This window comes from Sphingobium sp. EP60837 (assembly GCF_001658005.1).
GTDB classification, from domain to species: Bacteria; Pseudomonadota; Alphaproteobacteria; order Sphingomonadales; family Sphingomonadaceae; genus Sphingobium; species Sphingobium tyrosinilyticum.
The window spans coordinates 1,640,843-1,655,982 of sequence record NZ_CP015986.1 but is presented as its reverse complement, the minus strand read 5'-3'; the positions used below and the strand labels follow the sequence as shown (position 1 = coordinate 1,655,982).

13 protein-coding genes are annotated in these 15,140 nt (G+C 63.8%); 7 read left to right on the top strand and 6 right to left on the bottom strand.

Going from position 1 to position 15,140, the window contains the following annotated elements; translation table 11 throughout:
• Positions 1 to 32 precede the first annotated feature (32 nt).
• From EP837_RS08065 to EP837_RS08055, 3 genes are all read right to left on the bottom strand, one after another.
• Complete coding sequence (locus tag EP837_RS08065; RefSeq protein ID WP_066528982.1) at positions 33 to 1,163, bottom strand: ATP phosphoribosyltransferase regulatory subunit; 1,131 nt, start codon at positions 1,161 to 1,163, stop codon at positions 33 to 35.
• A gap of 149 nt (positions 1,164 to 1,312) precedes the next feature.
• On the bottom strand, positions 1,313 to 2,893 hold the full coding sequence (gene serA / locus EP837_RS08060; protein ID WP_066526225.1) for a phosphoglycerate dehydrogenase: 1,581 nt from the start codon (positions 2,891 to 2,893) through the stop codon (positions 1,313 to 1,315).
• A 119-nt stretch (positions 2,894 to 3,012) separates the two neighbouring features.
• On the bottom strand, positions 3,013 to 4,176 hold the full coding sequence (locus EP837_RS08055) for a phosphoserine transaminase (RefSeq protein WP_066526224.1): 1,164 nt from the start codon (positions 4,174 to 4,176) through the stop codon (positions 3,013 to 3,015).
• Positions 4,177 to 4,352: 176 nt separating this feature from the next.
• On the opposite strand from EP837_RS08055, the gene EP837_RS08050 reads away from it, so the two are divergent.
• The 6 genes from EP837_RS08050 (at position 4,353) to EP837_RS08025 (ending at position 9,918) form a co-directional block, all read left to right on the top strand.
• Positions 4,353 to 5,048 (top strand): extensin family protein, encoded by a 696-nt coding sequence (locus EP837_RS08050; protein WP_066526222.1) that lies wholly within the window; start codon positions 4,353 to 4,355, stop codon positions 5,046 to 5,048.
• A gap of 85 nt (positions 5,049 to 5,133) precedes the next feature.
• Positions 5,134 to 6,009: an LOG family protein gene (locus EP837_RS08045; RefSeq protein WP_066526217.1), complete on the top strand. Its 876-nt coding sequence runs from the start codon at positions 5,134 to 5,136 to the stop codon at positions 6,007 to 6,009.
• Between the two features lie 67 nt (positions 6,010 to 6,076).
• Positions 6,077 to 6,748 (top strand): pyrimidine 5'-nucleotidase, encoded by a 672-nt coding sequence (locus EP837_RS08040; protein WP_066526215.1) that lies wholly within the window; start codon positions 6,077 to 6,079, stop codon positions 6,746 to 6,748.
• The gene (dapD, locus tag EP837_RS08035) at positions 6,745 to 7,584 is read left to right on the top strand and encodes a 2,3,4,5-tetrahydropyridine-2,6-dicarboxylate N-succinyltransferase (protein ID WP_066526213.1); all 840 of its coding nucleotides are present in this window, start codon (positions 6,745 to 6,747) and stop codon (positions 7,582 to 7,584) included. The genes EP837_RS08040 and dapD overlap by 4 nt, the downstream gene beginning before the upstream one ends.
• Before the next feature lie 193 nt (positions 7,585 to 7,777).
• Positions 7,778 to 9,628: an ABCB family ABC transporter ATP-binding protein/permease gene (locus tag EP837_RS08030; RefSeq protein WP_066526207.1), complete on the top strand. Its 1,851-nt coding sequence runs from the start codon at positions 7,778 to 7,780 to the stop codon at positions 9,626 to 9,628.
• A gap of 14 nt (positions 9,629 to 9,642) precedes the next feature.
• Positions 9,643 to 9,918 carry a hypothetical protein gene (locus tag EP837_RS08025; RefSeq protein ID WP_082919572.1) on the top strand — a complete coding sequence of 92 codons (276 nt, stop codon included), beginning with the start codon at positions 9,643 to 9,645 and terminating at the stop codon, positions 9,916 to 9,918.
• A gap of 51 nt (positions 9,919 to 9,969) precedes the next feature.
• Here the strand turns inward: EP837_RS08025 and EP837_RS08020 are convergent, their stop codons facing one another.
• The 3 genes from EP837_RS08020 to EP837_RS08010 all read right to left on the bottom strand — a co-directional run bounded on the left by EP837_RS08020 (position 9,970) and on the right by EP837_RS08010 (position 13,243).
• Entirely contained in the window at positions 9,970 to 10,593 is a 624-nt protein-coding gene (locus tag EP837_RS08020; RefSeq protein ID WP_066526199.1) for a hypothetical protein, read from the bottom strand.
• Between the two features lie 81 nt (positions 10,594 to 10,674).
• Complete coding sequence (locus tag EP837_RS08015; RefSeq protein ID WP_066526197.1) at positions 10,675 to 11,073, bottom strand: acyl-CoA thioesterase; 399 nt, start codon at positions 11,071 to 11,073, stop codon at positions 10,675 to 10,677.
• Positions 11,074 to 11,182: 109 nt separating this feature from the next.
• A complete protein-coding gene (locus EP837_RS08010) occupies positions 11,183 to 13,243 on the bottom strand; it encodes a S9 family peptidase (protein ID WP_066526194.1) in 2,061 nt (686 codons plus the stop codon).
• Positions 13,244 to 13,349: 106 nt separating this feature from the next.
• Between EP837_RS08010 and EP837_RS08005 the strand changes: the two genes are divergently transcribed.
• Positions 13,350 to 15,131, top strand: a complete 1,782-nt coding sequence (locus EP837_RS08005) for an aminopeptidase P family protein (protein WP_066528977.1) — start codon at positions 13,350 to 13,352, stop codon at positions 15,129 to 15,131.
• Positions 15,132 to 15,140: the final 9 nt, after the last annotated feature.

Sequence of the window (15,140 nt, the reverse complement as noted above, 5' to 3'; positions counted from 1 at the left end):
CGCGTTAGCCGCGCTGCCCCCTCTGCGTCAAGTCAGTAGGGGCGCGGCTCGTCGCCGTCCAGCCAATGCGTGCAGCGCAGCGCCTCACCGTTTTCTTGAGCGGTGAGCGCGGCGATGGTTTGCCAGCCTTCCCCGCGAAGTTGCGCGGCGCGACTTTCGTCATGGTGGAGCGGCAGAAACAGGCGCTTGGGACTTTCCGCACCGAAGCCCGCATCGATCAGCGGGTCGGGATAGAGGGAGAAGCCCATGGCGGGCTCTTCCGAACCATTGGCGCGAGTGATGGCATAGCTGCCGCCGCGGCCGATCTCTCCAATGAAGCCTTCCGCGAAGATCGAGAAGCCGAACCAGTTTTGATATTCGAAACCATGGCGCTCGGTGGGATCGAGCGTCAGCGTGATGTCCCACCCGATCGGCTTGGCGATAGCGCGCAGACCCGCGATTCGGCTGTCGATCGCGCCATTGAGCCGGGCGTTGAGGGCTTCGAGCTTTTCCATCGCGGGATGGAAAGGGCCGGTCGCCTCCATCAGCGGAAGATAAGCAGCGGCGGCCGGGCTGATCGCGGCGAGCGCGCCTGCATCCTTTGCATCGAGTTCGGCGCGTACGGCTTCGATCTCTTCGGGCGCGAGCGGGAGCGGACCGGCGGCGAGGCTGTCGATCAAGTCCGGTAAGGTGAAGTCGATGGTGATGCCGGTGACGCCTGCGGCCTGCAGCGCCTCGATCGCGACATTCACGATTTCAACGGCGGCGGCGGTGCTGTCGCTGCCGATCAGTTCAGCGCCGACTTGCAGCCGCTCGCGCTCGGGGCGGAGTTGATTCGCGCGCAGGCGGATGACCGGACCGCCATAGGAGAGGCGCAGCGGGCGCGGGGCGCTGGCGAGGCGGGTGGCGGCGATGCGGCCCACCTGCGCGGTCATGTCGGGACGGAGGGCAAGGCTGCGCTGTGAAACGGGGTCCACGGCACGGACGAGATCCTGCGCGCGCATCGACTTCAAGCGGCCGACAAGCGTATCCTCAAACTCGGCGAGCGGGGGCATGACGCGCTCATAGCCATGCGCGGCGACCGTATCGAGCACGCGCCGCGCGAGGCGCGCGGAGGCTTCGGCCTGCGGCGGCAGACGGTCGGAGAGCCCTTCGGGAAGGAGGCCGGGGGGGATGCTGGTCATGGGCTGGCCCTTTAGCAACATCGGCCAGATTATCCAGCCTCCGTTCGTGCTGAGTAGCCGTTGAGCTTATCGAAATGGCGTATCGAAGGATGCTTCGATACGGGTCTTCGACAGGCTCAGACCCTACTCAGCACGAACGGAGTGGAAATTTAAGCGAAGCGCAGCAGCTTCACCGTCTTGACGCCCGCAAGCTTGCAGATGTCGTTCAGCACCTCCTGGCTTACCGCCCCATCGACCGAGAGCAGCAGCACCGCTTCACCGCCCTGGTTGCGGCGGCCAAGGTGGAAGGTGCCGATATTGACGCCCGCCTCGCCCAGCGTTGAGCCAAGGCGGCCGATGAAGCCCGGCGCGTCCTGGTTGACGATGTAGAGCATGTGCCCTTCCAGATCGGCTTCGACCTTGATGCCGAACAGTTCCACCAGACGCGGGCTGCCGTGGCCGAACAGGGTGCCCGCGACCGACTTGTCGCCGCTTTCCGTCTTTACGGTGACGCGGACGAGGGTCTGATAGTCGCCCTCGCGGTCATGGCGCACTTCGCGCACATCGAGGCCGCGTTCCTTCGCCAGGAAGGGCGCGTTGACCATGTTCACTGTGTCCGAATAGACGCGCATCAGGCCCGCGAGCACGGCGGCGGTGATCGGCTTCTGGTTGAGTTCGGCGGCATGGCCTTCGACCTCGACCGACACGCCCTGCACATGGTCACCCTCAAGCTGACCCACAAGGCTGCCCAGTTCTTCCGCCAGCGCCATATAGGGCTTGAGCTTCGGCGCTTCCTCAGCCGACAGGCTCGGCACGTTCAGCGCATTGGTGATGCCGCCATCGAGCAGATAGTCGCTGAGCTGTTCGGCGACCTGAAGCGCGACGTTCACCTGCGCTTCGTCGGTCGATGCGCCGAGGTGCGGGGTACAGATGAAGTTGGGGGTGCCGAACAGCGGCGATTCCTTCGCCGGTTCCTGCACGAACACGTCGAGCGCGGCGCCCGCGACATGGCCCGCATCCATCGCTTCCTTGAGCGCGGCTTCATCGACCAGACCGCCACGGGCGCAGTTGATGATGCGCACGCCCTTCTTGGTCTTGGCGAGATTTTCCTTCGAAAGGATGTTACGGGTCTGGTCGGTCAGCGGCGTGTGCAGCGTGATGAAGTCCGCCTTCGCCAGCAGCGTGTCGAGATCGGCCTTTTCCACGCCCATCTCAACGGCGCGTTCCGGAGTGAGGAAGGGGTCGAAGGCGACGACCTTCATCTTGAGGCCGAGCGCGCGGCTGGCGACGATCGAGCCGATGTTGCCTGCACCGATCAGGCCCAGCGTCTTGCCGGTCACTTCCACGCCCATGAAGCCATTCTTCGGCCACAGGCCCTGCTGGGTCTGAGCGTTGGCTTCGGGGAGCTGGCGGGCCAGCGCGAACATCAGCGCGATGGCATGTTCGGCGGTCGTGATCGAGTTGCCGAACGGGGTGTTCATGACAACCACGCCCTTGGCCGAAGCGGCAGGAATATCGACGTTATCGACGCCGATGCCCGCGCGGCCGATGACCTTGAGATTGGGCGCGGCGTCGAGGATTTCCTTGGTGACCTTGGTCGCGCTGCGGATCGCGAGGCCGTCATATTGACCAATGATCGCCTTCAGTTCGTCCGGGGTCTTCCCGGTGATCTCGTCAACTTCCACGCCACGTTCACGGAAGATCGCGGCGGCGCGGGGGTCCATCTTGTCGGAAATAAGTACCTTGGGCATGTAGAATTCCTATGTTTCCTCGTCACCCCGGACTTGATCCGGGGTCCCGCTTATCTGCGGGCGGACATGAAGAAGAAGCGCGACCCCGGCTCAAGGCCGGGGTGACGCGGTGAAGCTAATCAGGCAGCCTTGGCCGTCGCGTAGGCCCAGTCGAGCCACGGACCCAGCGCTTCGATATCGGCGGTTTCGACGGTCGCGCCGCACCAGATGCGCAGGCCCGCCGGGGCGTCGCGATAGCCCGCGACGTCATAGGCGGCGCCTTCCTTCTCCAGCAGAGCCGCGAAGGACTTGATGAAGGCTTCGTCCGCACCCTCGACGGTCAGGCAGACACTGGTGGTCGAACGGGCGGCTTCGTCGGCGGCGAGATGGCCGAGCCAGTCGCGTTCTTCCACCAACTTGTTGAGCGCCGCCGCATTGGCGTTGCTGCGCGCGATCAGGCCGTTGAGGCCCCCCAGCGACTTGCCCCATTCCAGCGCGAAGATCGCATCCTCGACGGCAAGCATCGAAGGCGTGTTGATCGTTTCGCCCTTGAAGATGCCTTCGGCCAGCTTGCCCTTCGCCATCAGGCGGAAGACCTTGGGCAGCGGCCAGGCAGGGGTGTGGGTTTCGAGGCGCTCGACGGCGCGAGGACCGAGGATCAGCACGCCATGGCCGCCCTCGCCGCCCAGCACCTTCTGCCAGGAGAAGGTGGCGACGTCGATCTTGGTCCAGTCGATCTCATAGGCGAAGACCGCGCTGGTGGCGTCGGCGAAGGTCAGACCCTGCCGGTCGGCCGGAATCCAGTCGGCATTGGGCACGCGCACGCCCGAGGTGGTGCCGTTCCAGGTGAACAGGACGTCATTGCTGAAATCGACCGTGCCGAGGTCCGGCAGCTGGCCATAATCGGCGCGGACGATCGTCGGATCGAGCTTGAGCTGCTTGGCGGCGTCCGTCACCCAGCCTTCGCCGAAGCTTTCCCAGGCAAGCGTGGTGACCGGGCGGGCGCCCAGCATGGTCCACATCGCCATTTCAAAGGCGCCGGTGTCCGAACCAGGCACGATGCCGATGCGGTGGGTTTCGGGCAGGTTCAGCAGCTCGCGCATCAGGTCGATGCAGTAGGCGAGGCGCGTCTTGCCGATCTTGGCGCGGTGCGAGCGGCCGAGAGATTCAGCGCTCAGCTTGTCGGCGCTCCAGCCCGGAGGCTTGGCGCAGGGACCGGAAGAGAAATAGGGACGAGCCGGCTTGGTGGCGGGCTTGGCCGCGGCGGGCGCAAGAGTGGCGTCGGCGGCAGTAATATCAGTCATGTAATGCGTCTCCTTGCAGAGAGCACGCGCGGCGTTGGGACCGCGTGGCCCGGCGGCCGCTCTAAAGATCGCGGGGGAAGAGTCAAGCGGCCAAAGAGTCCAGTCGACTGTCTGGATGCGACGAACCGTTCCGCTCGTTAACCCACAGGGCAGATTGTCATGATAAATGATTGACCATGAAAGAGCGGGCTTGGGGGACGATGGCTATGCGCCGCATGGGTCAGGCGGCCTTGCTGGCGGTGAGTTTCGCGCTGGCGTCGTGCGGGGGAGACATCGTGCCGCGCGGCCGGGTGGAACGCGCGTCCAAGGCGCCCCGGGACGCACGGCCTGCCGCGCCGCCGCCGCTGGAACTGCGGCAATGTATGGTGAAGCTGCAGTCGCAATCCGTGCTGTTCACCCCCTTGCCCGACCAGAATTTCGGCGGCGGCTGCACGGCGATGGGCAGCGTCAAGCTGCTCGACATCGGAGTTCCGGCGACCAATTTGGGCGCAATGACCTGCAATCTGGCGGCCAATTTCGCGGCCTGGGCGCGTTATGGCGTACAGCCCGCCGCACGGTTGATCCTGGGCGCGGAAATCGAGCGCATCGAGACGTTCGGCACTTATAATTGCCGGCCGATCGCGGGGAGTGGGAAGCTGTCCGAACATGCGCACAGCAATGCCGTCGATGTGTCGGCCTTTGTCCTGTCCGACGGGCGGCGGATCACCATCGAACAGGGGTGGAATGGCGACCGGCAGACGCGGCAGTTTCTGGAGATCGTCCGCGCCAGCGCCTGCAAACGGTTCCGGACAGTGTTGAGCCCCGATTACAATGTCGCGCATCGCGATCATTTTCATTTCGACATGGGCGGCCGCGGCGGCTTTTGCCGCTAAGCGGATTTAAAAACATGGATATTTTTGCCGCTGATCACAAGAAAAGCTGGTGAATTCTGCCGCTGACGTTCCTAAGTTGGTCTGAATGACAAGAAAAGAAATCGAAGAACGCAAATTCCGTCCCGCCCGGCAGGAAGCCGCCGATGCCCGCAAGGCGGTTGGCACTCCCCAAACAACCAGTTCCGCCTATCGCCTGGCTTTTCAAGACGCCGAATTTCTGCTGCGCGAGGATCTGCGGCCGGTGCGGTTTCAGCTGGAGTTGCTGAAGCCCCAACTGCTGATGGACGAGGCGGGGATCGAATCCACTTTTGTCTTTTATGGATCGGCGCGCATTCCCGAGCCCGAACAGGTGCAAGCGCGGATCGACGCCGCGACGACGCCCGAACAGCGGCGGATTGCCGAGAATCTTGGGAAAAAAGCGCGCTATTATGAGGAAGCGCGCAAGCTGGCGCGCACGGCGGCGCAATATCCTGTGACGGAAGCCGGTTGCCGCCATTTCGTGGTGTGCTCCGGCGGAGGGCCTTCGATCATGGAGGCGGCCAATCGCGGTGCGGCGGACGTCGGCGCGCAGACGATCGGCATGAATATCGTGCTGCCGCATGAACAGGCGCCCAATCGGTTCGTGACGCCGGAACTGAGTTTCCAGTTCCACTATTTCGCCCTACGCAAGATGCACTTCCTGCTGCGCGCGCGAGCTTTGGCAGTGTTTCCGGGCGGCTTTGGCACGTTCGACGAGATGTTCGAATTGCTGACGCTGATCCAGACGGGGAAGATGAAGCCGATTCCCATATTGCTGTTCGGGCGCGAATTCTGGACGCGAGTGGTGGATTTCGATGCGCTGGCTGACGAAGGCGTGATTTCGCCGTCGGACCTCAACCTGCTGACCTGGGTTGAAACGGCGGAGGAAGCCTGGGCGGCGGTGCAGACCTTCTATGAGGATAGCGACGCGCCAAACTGCTAGCTCCCAACGCCGCGCGCAGGAGGGTTAGTCACTTGCCCTCCCTGCCGCACAGGATTAGGGCGCGGCCATGCGCGCAGAACTTGCCCATGTCGATTGCTGGATCTTCGATCTGGACAATACGCTGTATCCGGCGAAGGCGGACCTGTTCGCGCTGATCGACGTCAAGATGGGCGAGTTCATCCAGGGGCTACTCGGCTGCGACCCTGATGTCGCGAAGGCCACGCAGAAGCGCTATTTCATGGAGCATGGGACGACGCTGTCGGGCCTGATGCACCATCACGGCATCGAGCCGCGTGCTTTCCTCGACTATGTCCATGACATTTCGATGGATCGGCTTGAGGTGGACGAGGCGCTGAACGCCTATATCACCGCCCTGACCGGCCGCCGCCTGATCTTCACCAATGGCGATGCGGCTTATGCGGGGCGCGTGCTGGACAAGCTGGGCCTTTCCGGCGCGTTCGAGCTGATCCACGACATCCATGCCTGCCAATATGTGCCCAAGCCCGATCCGTCGGGCTATGCCGAACTGTGCCGCGTGCATGGCGTCAACCCGACGCGCGCCGCCTTTTTCGAGGATATGGCGCGCAACCTGAAGCCCGCCAAGGCGATCGGCATGACAACCATCTGGGTGAATAATGGCTCCGAAGCGGGCAATCACGAGCATCATCCGGACTTCATCGATTTTGAAACCGACCATCTGACGCCATTCCTGGCCGACATCATTGGGGAAAGACCATGAGCCAAGATCTGATCGCCACCATCGACGCCGCCTGGGAGGACCGGGCCAATGTGAGCGTTTCCACGCAGGGTGCGGTGCGCCAGGCCGTGGACAAGGCGCTGGCGATGCTGGACAGCGGCGCGGCGCGCGTAGCGGAGCCCACGGGCGACGGTTGGCAGGTCAATCAGTGGCTGAAGAAGGCGGTGCTGCTCTCCTTCCGCCTCAACGACAATGTCATGATCGATAATGGCCCGGGTGCGGGCCATTGGTGGGACAAGGTGCCTAGCAAGTTCGCAGGCTGGGACGAAGCCGCTTTTCGCGCTGCCGGTTTCCGCGCGGTGCCGGGTTCGTTCGCTCGCGCGGGCGCGCATATCGCGAAGAACGTCATCCTGATGCCGAGCTTCGTGAACATCGGCGCGTTCGTCGATGAAGGGACGATGGTCGATACCTGGGTGACGGTCGGCAGCTGCGCGCAGATCGGTAAGAATGTGCACCTTTCGGGCGGCGTCGGCATCGGTGGCGTACTGGAACCGCTGCAGGCAGACCCGGTCATCATCGAAGATAACTGCTTCATCGGCGCGCGTTCCGAAGTGGTCGAAGGCGTGCGCATCGGCAAGGGCTCGGTGCTGTCGATGGGCGTGTTCATCGGCCAGTCCACCAAGATCATCGACCGCACCACCGGCGAGGTCTTCATGGGCGAAGTGCCGCCTTATTCGGTGGTCGTGCCAGGCAACCTGCCGGGCAAGCCGCTGCCTGACGGCACGCCTGGGCCGAGCCTCTACTGCGCGGTCATCGTGAAGCGGGTGGACGCGCAGACGCGGTCGAAAACGGGGATCAACGAATTGCTGCGGGATTGATCCGCACCCCTCCCTTTCAAGTTCAAACGAGGCGCGTGACTCGTTTGAAGGGTTGGGTGGGTCGGCGAGCGAAGCGACCGCTGGATTGGTAGAGACGTTGCTGGCGATTGCTGCGCAATCGCACCCTCCCCTTCCGCTCCACCAGCGGGAGGGGCTTATTGTGGGGTAGGCACTTCGGACCTACATAGCCCCCATGCCGCCATCCACCCCTGACAACACACCACTCCCCCCCGTCTGGGCGACGCTGCGGCGTTTTCTACCCTATCTCTGGCCAGCCGATGCGCCGGCGCTGCGACGGCGTGTCACCATCGCCATGCTGCTGGTCCTGCTGGCGAAGGTCGTCAGCCTTGCCATGCCCTTTGCCTATAAGGGCGCGGTGGACCGGATGGCGCCGGGGATGGAGCCCGCCGCCGGGCTCGCCGTCGCGCTGGTGGTCGCCTATGCGGGCGCGCGTTTTGGCAGCGTGCTGTTCGACAATCTGCGTAATGCGGTGTTCGAACGCGTCGGGCAGGAAGCCGGGCGGCGGCTGTCGGACGATGTGTTCGTCCATCTCCACCGCCTGTCGCTGCGCTTCCACCTCGACCGGCGGACCGGCGCGGTCACCAAGATCGTCGAGCGTGGGACGAAGAGCATCGACACGATGCTCTACTTCCTGCTGTTCAACATCGCGCCCACGGTGCTGGAACTGGCGGCGGTCTGCATCATCTTCTTCGTGAAATTCGGCCCCGGCCTGGTCGCGGCGACGCTGGCGATGGTCGCGCTCTACATCTGGTTCACCCGCACGATCACCGAATGGCGCAACCAGCTTCGGCGCGACATGGTGGACATGGACACCAATGCGGTCGCGCATGCAGTCGATAGCCTGCTGAATTTCGAGACGGTCAAATATTTCGGCGCAGAGGAGCGGGAGGCGGCGCGTTACGGCACGGCGATGCGGCGCTATGCCGAAGCGGCGGTGAAGTCGGAGAATAGCCTCGCCTGGCTGAACATCGGCCAGTCGCTGATCACCAACCTCATGATGGCCGGGGCGATGGGCTATACGGTGTGGGGATGGAGCCGGGGCAGCTTCACCACTGGCGACGTGGTGCTGGTGAATACGCTGCTGGCCCAGCTGTTCCGGCCGCTCGATCTGCTGGGCATGGTCTATCGCACCATCCGGCAGGGCGTCATCGACATGGAGGCGATGTACAAGCTGATCGACACACCGGCGGAGATTGGCGACGCGCCGGATGCGCCCATGCTGCACACACATGGCGGTGAAGTGCGGTTTGAGCATGTGCGCTTTGGCTATGACGCCGATCGCGAGATATTGCATGATGTGAGCTTCACGGTGCCCGCCGGCAAGACATTGGCGATCGTCGGACCGTCGGGCGCGGGAAAGTCCACGATCGCGCGGACGCTCTTCCGTTTCTACGACATCCAGGCTGGGCGCATCCTGATCGACGGGCAGGATATTTCACGCGTGACGCAGGCATCGCTGCGCGCCGCGATCGGGATCGTGCCGCAGGACATGGTGCTGTTCAACGACACGGTCGGCTATAATATCGGCTATGGCCGCGCCGACGCCACGCAGGCCGAGATCGAGAAAGCAGCCAAGGCGGCGTCCATCCATGATTTCATCATGCGCTTGCCGCAGGGCTATGCCACGCGGGTGGGTGAGCGGGGCCTGAAGCTGTCGGGCGGCGAAAAGCAGCGCGTGGCGATCGCGCGGACGCTGCTGAAGGACCCGCCGGTGCTGGTGCTGGACGAGGCGACGAGCGCGCTCGACAGCCGCACCGAGACCGAGATCCAGGCCGTGCTGCGCAATATATCGCGCAAAAGAACGACGCTGGTCGTGGCGCATCGGCTTTCGACGGTAGTGGACGCGGACGAGATCATCGTGCTGGATCAAGGCCGGGTCGTCGAGCGCGGACGGCATGCGGATCTGGTGCGGGCCGATGGGCTCTATGCCGCCATGTGGGCGCGCCAGGCGTCGGAGCGCAGCGAAGGCGATGCGGAGCCCGCCGTTGTGGGTTACGCCGCAGAAACAGCAGCGCCGGTGTAGTGAGGGGACGGATGATGGAGCGCGGGATCAGATTGAACTGGCGGTATCTGTCCTGGGCGGTGATCGCCCTGATCCTGCTGGCTCCGCTGGTGGCGATGCAGTTCACCGACGAGGTGCGCTGGACCAGCTTCGACTTTGCGGTAGCGGCAGCCCTGCTTGTCGGCGCGGCGGGCAGTTATGAGCTGGCGGCGCACTTCATTCAGGATCGGCGGCGGCGCGTCCTGCTGGCTAGCGGATTGCTGCTGCTGGTCGCGCTTCTGTGGGCGCAAGGCGCAGTAGGAATTTTCTGATCTTGCGAACCGGACGGCTCCCGCACGAAGCAGGAGCCGTCCCGTTTCCTGTCAGCGGTTGGTGACGGTGGTCGTCGTCTTTTCCACCACCGTGGCGCGTACGGGCGCGCGGGTCGTCTTGCGCACCACCTTGCGCTTGGCGGGAGCCGCCTTGCGGACGGTGGTGACAGGCGCAGTCTTGACGGTTTCCGTGGTCACAGTGGTGCTGGCGGGTACGGGAGCCGTCGCAGCCGCAGCGCGGGCTGCCTGCGCGTCGGCCGCGGCGGAGGCGGCGGCGCGTTCGGCGGCGTCCGCACGCGCATTGGCGGCAGCGGCGTCCTGCTGCGCGGCCGCAGCGGTCGATGCCTGAACCTGCGCGTCCGTCTGGGCGCTGGCCTGGCTCTGCCCGATCGCCGTGTCCGCAAAGCCCTGCGCTTCAACCGCAGCCTTGATGGCGTCCTGCTCCTTGCCGCTCTTCAGCCTTTCCTGAGCGAGGCGCAGCGATGCCTGAGCCCTGGCCAGGACGGCGGGATCATATTGACCCGTCTTCAGCTTGGCGGCGGCGTCAATCTTGCCTTGCGCCTGCGCAATGGCCTTCAGCGCCTGTTCCTCGTCCCCTGCGAGTGCGGGACCGGCGGCGAGGAAAAGCGCCGAGGCAGCGGCAAAGGCGCGCAGAGAATAACCGATCTTACGCATAGTCTCTCCTGTCACTGTTGGTGGGGCGGAGAACGACCCATCCCTGAACGGAGTTCCGGGAGAAAGCGGCAAGCGTAACAGTCAGGCGTCCAGGAACGGGGCCGCGACTTCCGTGGGCACACGCAGGATGCGGCCGCTTTCCCTGTCGATGATCGCCCAGGTGGACTTGGCCGCGACCCTGACCTTGCCGTCCGGGCCGATGAATTCCATGTGCCGGTCGAAGCGCGCGCCACGCGGCCCCTGGGGAATCCAGGTGCGTACAGTGACCGTCTCGCCTTCCTTCACATTGCCGCGATAGTCGATCTCATGCCGGGTCACGACCCAGACATAGGCGTCGAGATGCTCGGGCACGGCGTCGCGGGTCCAATGTTCGGTCGCGACCTGCTCCATCCACTGCACCCAGACGGCATTGTTCACATGGCCGAGAACATCGATATGCTCGGGGCCTGCGGTGATCTGGGTGGTGTAGGTGGAGGCCATTAAATCTCCCGTCAGTTCGAACTGAGCTTGTCGAAGCCCTTCCTCTGTCTTCCTAGAAGAAGAAGGCCCTTCGACAGGCTCAGGGCGAACGAGAAAGAACTGGATATGTTCACTCCGCCACGCCCATCTGCCACAGGATGAAGGCAAATTCCTCCGCCGTCTCATGAAGGCTTTCGAAACGCCCCGACTTGCCGCCATGGCCCGCGCCCATATTGGTCTTGAGCAGCAGGATATTGTCGTCCGTCTTGGTGGCGCGCAGCTTCGCCACCCATTTGGCGGGCTCCCAATAGGTGACGCGCGGATCGTTGAGACCAGCCGTCACCATCAGCGGTGGGTAGGATTGCGCCTTCACATTATTATAGGGATCATAGGAAAGAATGGTCTCGAACGCGTCCTTGTCCTCGATCGGGTTGCCCCATTCGGGCCATTCTCCGGGCGTAAGCGGCAGGCTTTCGTCCAGCATGGTGTTGAGCACATCGACGAAAGGCACATGCGCCACCACCGCGCCCCATAGATCGGGATCGCTGTTGACGACCGCACCCATCAGCTCGCCGCCCGCAGATCCGCCGGAAATGCTGATCCGGCCCTTCGACGTATAGCCCAGATCGATCAGGCCCTTCGCCACATCGACGAAATCGTTGAAGGTGTTGATCCGCTTGTCCAGCTTGCCGTCGAGATACCATTGCTGGCCAAGGTCATCGCCGCCGCGGATATGGGCGAGCGCGAAGGCGAAGCCGCGATCGAGCAGCGACAGGCGGCTGGTGGAGAAGCCCGGCTCCATGGCGATGCCATAGGCGCCATAGCCATAAAGGTGCAACGGCGCGCTGCCGTCGCGAGGCAGGTCCTTGGGATAGACGATCGACACCGGGATCGGCGTGCCGTCGCGCGCGGGGATCGTCAGCCTTTCGGTCGCATAGCGGCTGGCATCGTAACCGGACGGAATTTCCTGGACCTTCAGGACCTCCAGCTCACCCGAACCAAGATGATAGTCATAAATCGTGTCCGGGGTGACCATCGATTCATAACCGATGCGCAGCTCCGTCACGTCATATTCGGGATTGTCGTCGAGGCTGGCCGAATAGCTGGCTTCCGGAAAAGGAATGCGCTTGGCCGAATGGGTCGCGTAATCGCGCAGTTCGATCTGGTCGAGCCCGTCCTGCCGCCCTTCGGTGACGTAGAAGCCTTTGAACAGGGTGAAGTCGGTGAGGTAAAAATGCTGGTCCGCCGGGATCACTTCCGCCCATTCCCCAGGGGCCGCCAGCGACGCCTTCACCAGCCGGAAATTGGGATGGCTATCATTGGTGCGGATGTAGAGCGTGCCTTCATGCTCATCGACATCATATTCGCGGCCCGGCTTGCGCGCGGAAACCAACAGCGGCTCCGCCAGCGGATTGTCGGCGGGCAGCAGCCAGCTTTCGGTCGTCACATGGTCGCCGGTCGCGATGACGATCCATTTCTCCGAGGAGGTAAGGCCGACCGAGACGCGGAAGCCGTCATCATCCTCATGGAACAGTTCGACATCGCTCTCCACCGGCTGGCCCAGCCAATGAAGCCGCGCATTGTCGGTGCGCCACTGGTCGTTGGCGATGCCGTAGAGCAGACCCTTGCTGTCGCTGGTCCACACAAGCGATGACAGGGTGTCGGGAATGACCTCCGGCAGGATTTCGCCAGTGAACAGATCCTTTATCCGCGCCTCGAACCGCTCCGACCCATTATTGTCGATGGCATAAGCGAGGTAGCGGCCGTCCGGGCTCACCGAAAGCGCGCCCAGGCGGAAATATTCATGGCCTTCCGCGAGCGCGGGTTCGTCAAGGATCAACTGGTCCTCGCCCCCAGCGACGGGGCGGCGATACCATTTGCGATATTGCGCGCCGATTTCGAAGGCGCGCCAATAGACATAGTCGCCATCCTTCTGCGGGACGGAGCTGTCATCTTCCTTGATGCGGCCCTTCATCTCGGCAAACAGGCCGTCGGTCAGCGCCTTGTGCGGCTGCATCGCGCTTTCGAAGAAGCCGTTCTCCTCGTCCAGATAAGCAAGGACATCCTTGTCCTTCACATCCGGATAGCCCGGATCGCGAAGCCACGCCCAGCTATCCTCCACCGTGATGCCGTGGCGGGTGAAGCTGTGCGGACGGCGGGCTGCGGAGGGGGGCGTGCTGTTGACGGTCATTCAGGGTCCAAGTTCTCGATCGGTGACATGCTGGCATAAGCCTATATGCCTGCTTATGTTGGCTATGAAGCGCCTTGCGCAAGGGCTCTGGATCAAGGGAATTGCGATGTCCACCTATGAAGACCGTCTGAAGGCCCTGCGTACGCAGCTGGTGCGCGTGCATCTGGATGGCTTCGTCGTGCCGCTGACCGATGAGCATATGAGCGAATATGTCGGCGCTTACGCCCAGCGGCTTGCCTGGCTGACGGGGTTTCACGGATCGGCGGGCAGCGCGGTGGTGTTGCCGGAAGAAGCGGCGATCTTTGTCGATGGACGCTATACGCTGCAGGTGCGCGAGCAGGTCGATGCCGCGCATTGGCATTATGAGAGCGTGCCGCAGACTTCGGTGGCGGCCTGGCTGGGCGTCCATGCGCCCGAGGGCGGCCGGATCGGCTATGATCCCTGGCTCCACACGCGCGCCTGGGCGAAAGCGGCGAGCGAAGCGCTCGCGGAGCGCGGGGCGGCGCTGGTGGCGGTCGATAGCAATCCGATCGATGCGGTTTGGCCCGATCGGCCTGCCCCCAGCGAGGCAAGGCTCGTTGTTCACGATGATCGCTACGCCGGGCAGAACGCTGCGGAAAAGCGGCAGGCGATGGCGGACTGGCTGACGGCGCGGAAGGCCGATGCGGTGGTTCTGTCCGCGCTCGATTCGATCGCCTGGACTTTCAACATTCGGGGCAAGGACGTCGCGCGCACGCCGGTCGCGTTGGCCTATGCGGTCGTGCATGCCGATGCGACGGCGGACCTGTATGTCGCGCCGGAAAAGATAGACGAGGCGCTGGTGCAGCATCTGGGCAATGCCGTGCGGGTGCATCCACGCGCCGATTTCGGCGACGCGCTGAAAGCATTTTCGGGCAAGGCCGTGGCAGCCGATCCGGAGCGGGCCGTGGCCGCGATCTTCGACGCGTTGGAAGCGGGCGGCGCGAAAGTGCTGCCGCTGCGCGACCCCGCCGTCCTACCCAAGGCGGTCAAGAACAGCGTTGAAATCGCGGGGCACAAGGCGGCGCAGGCGCGTGACGGCGCAGCCCTGACCCGCTTCCTGCACTGGATAGCTACAGAGGCGCCCGGCGGCGGAATTGACGAGCTATCGGCGGCTGCTCGGCTGGAGGCGTTCCGCAAGGATACGGGGCTGTTGGAGGACCTGTCGTTCGACACGATCAGCGGCGCAGGCCCCAATGGCGCGGTCGTGCATTACCGCGTCGAGGAAAAGACGAACCGTCGGATCGAGCCGGGTAGCTTCTACCTGGTCGATTCGGGCGGCCAATATCGCGACGGCACGACCGATGTGACCCGGACAATCGCCGTTGGCAGACCCAGCGAAGAGATGAAGCACCGTTTCACCCTGGTGCTGAAAGGGCATATCGCGCTTGGCCGGGCGCAGTTCCCTGCCGGCACGCGGGGCAGCCAGCTCGATGTGCTGGCGCGGCAGTTCCTTTGGGCAGAGGGGCTGGATTACGCCCATGGCACGGGCCATGGCGTCGGCAGCTTCCTGTCGGTGCATGAGGGACCACAACGGATCGCGACCTTTGGCGGCGGCGATGAACCGCTGCAGCCCGGCATGATCCTGTCCAACGAGCCCGGCTATTACAAGACCGGCGAATATGGCATCCGCATCGAAAATCTGGTGCTGGTGGAACGGCGCAAAGTGCCCGGCGCGGAACGTGAGATGCTGGGCTTTGAAACACTGACCTTCGCACCGATCGATCGCAACGCCATCGCCGTCGAGTTGCTCACGGCCGAGGAACGGCAGTGGATCGACGCCTATCATGCGAAGGTGATCGAGATTGTGGGACCGCAATTGGAGGGCGATGCGCTGGCTTGGCTGCAGGCGGCCTGCGCACCCTTGTGATCGAGGGGC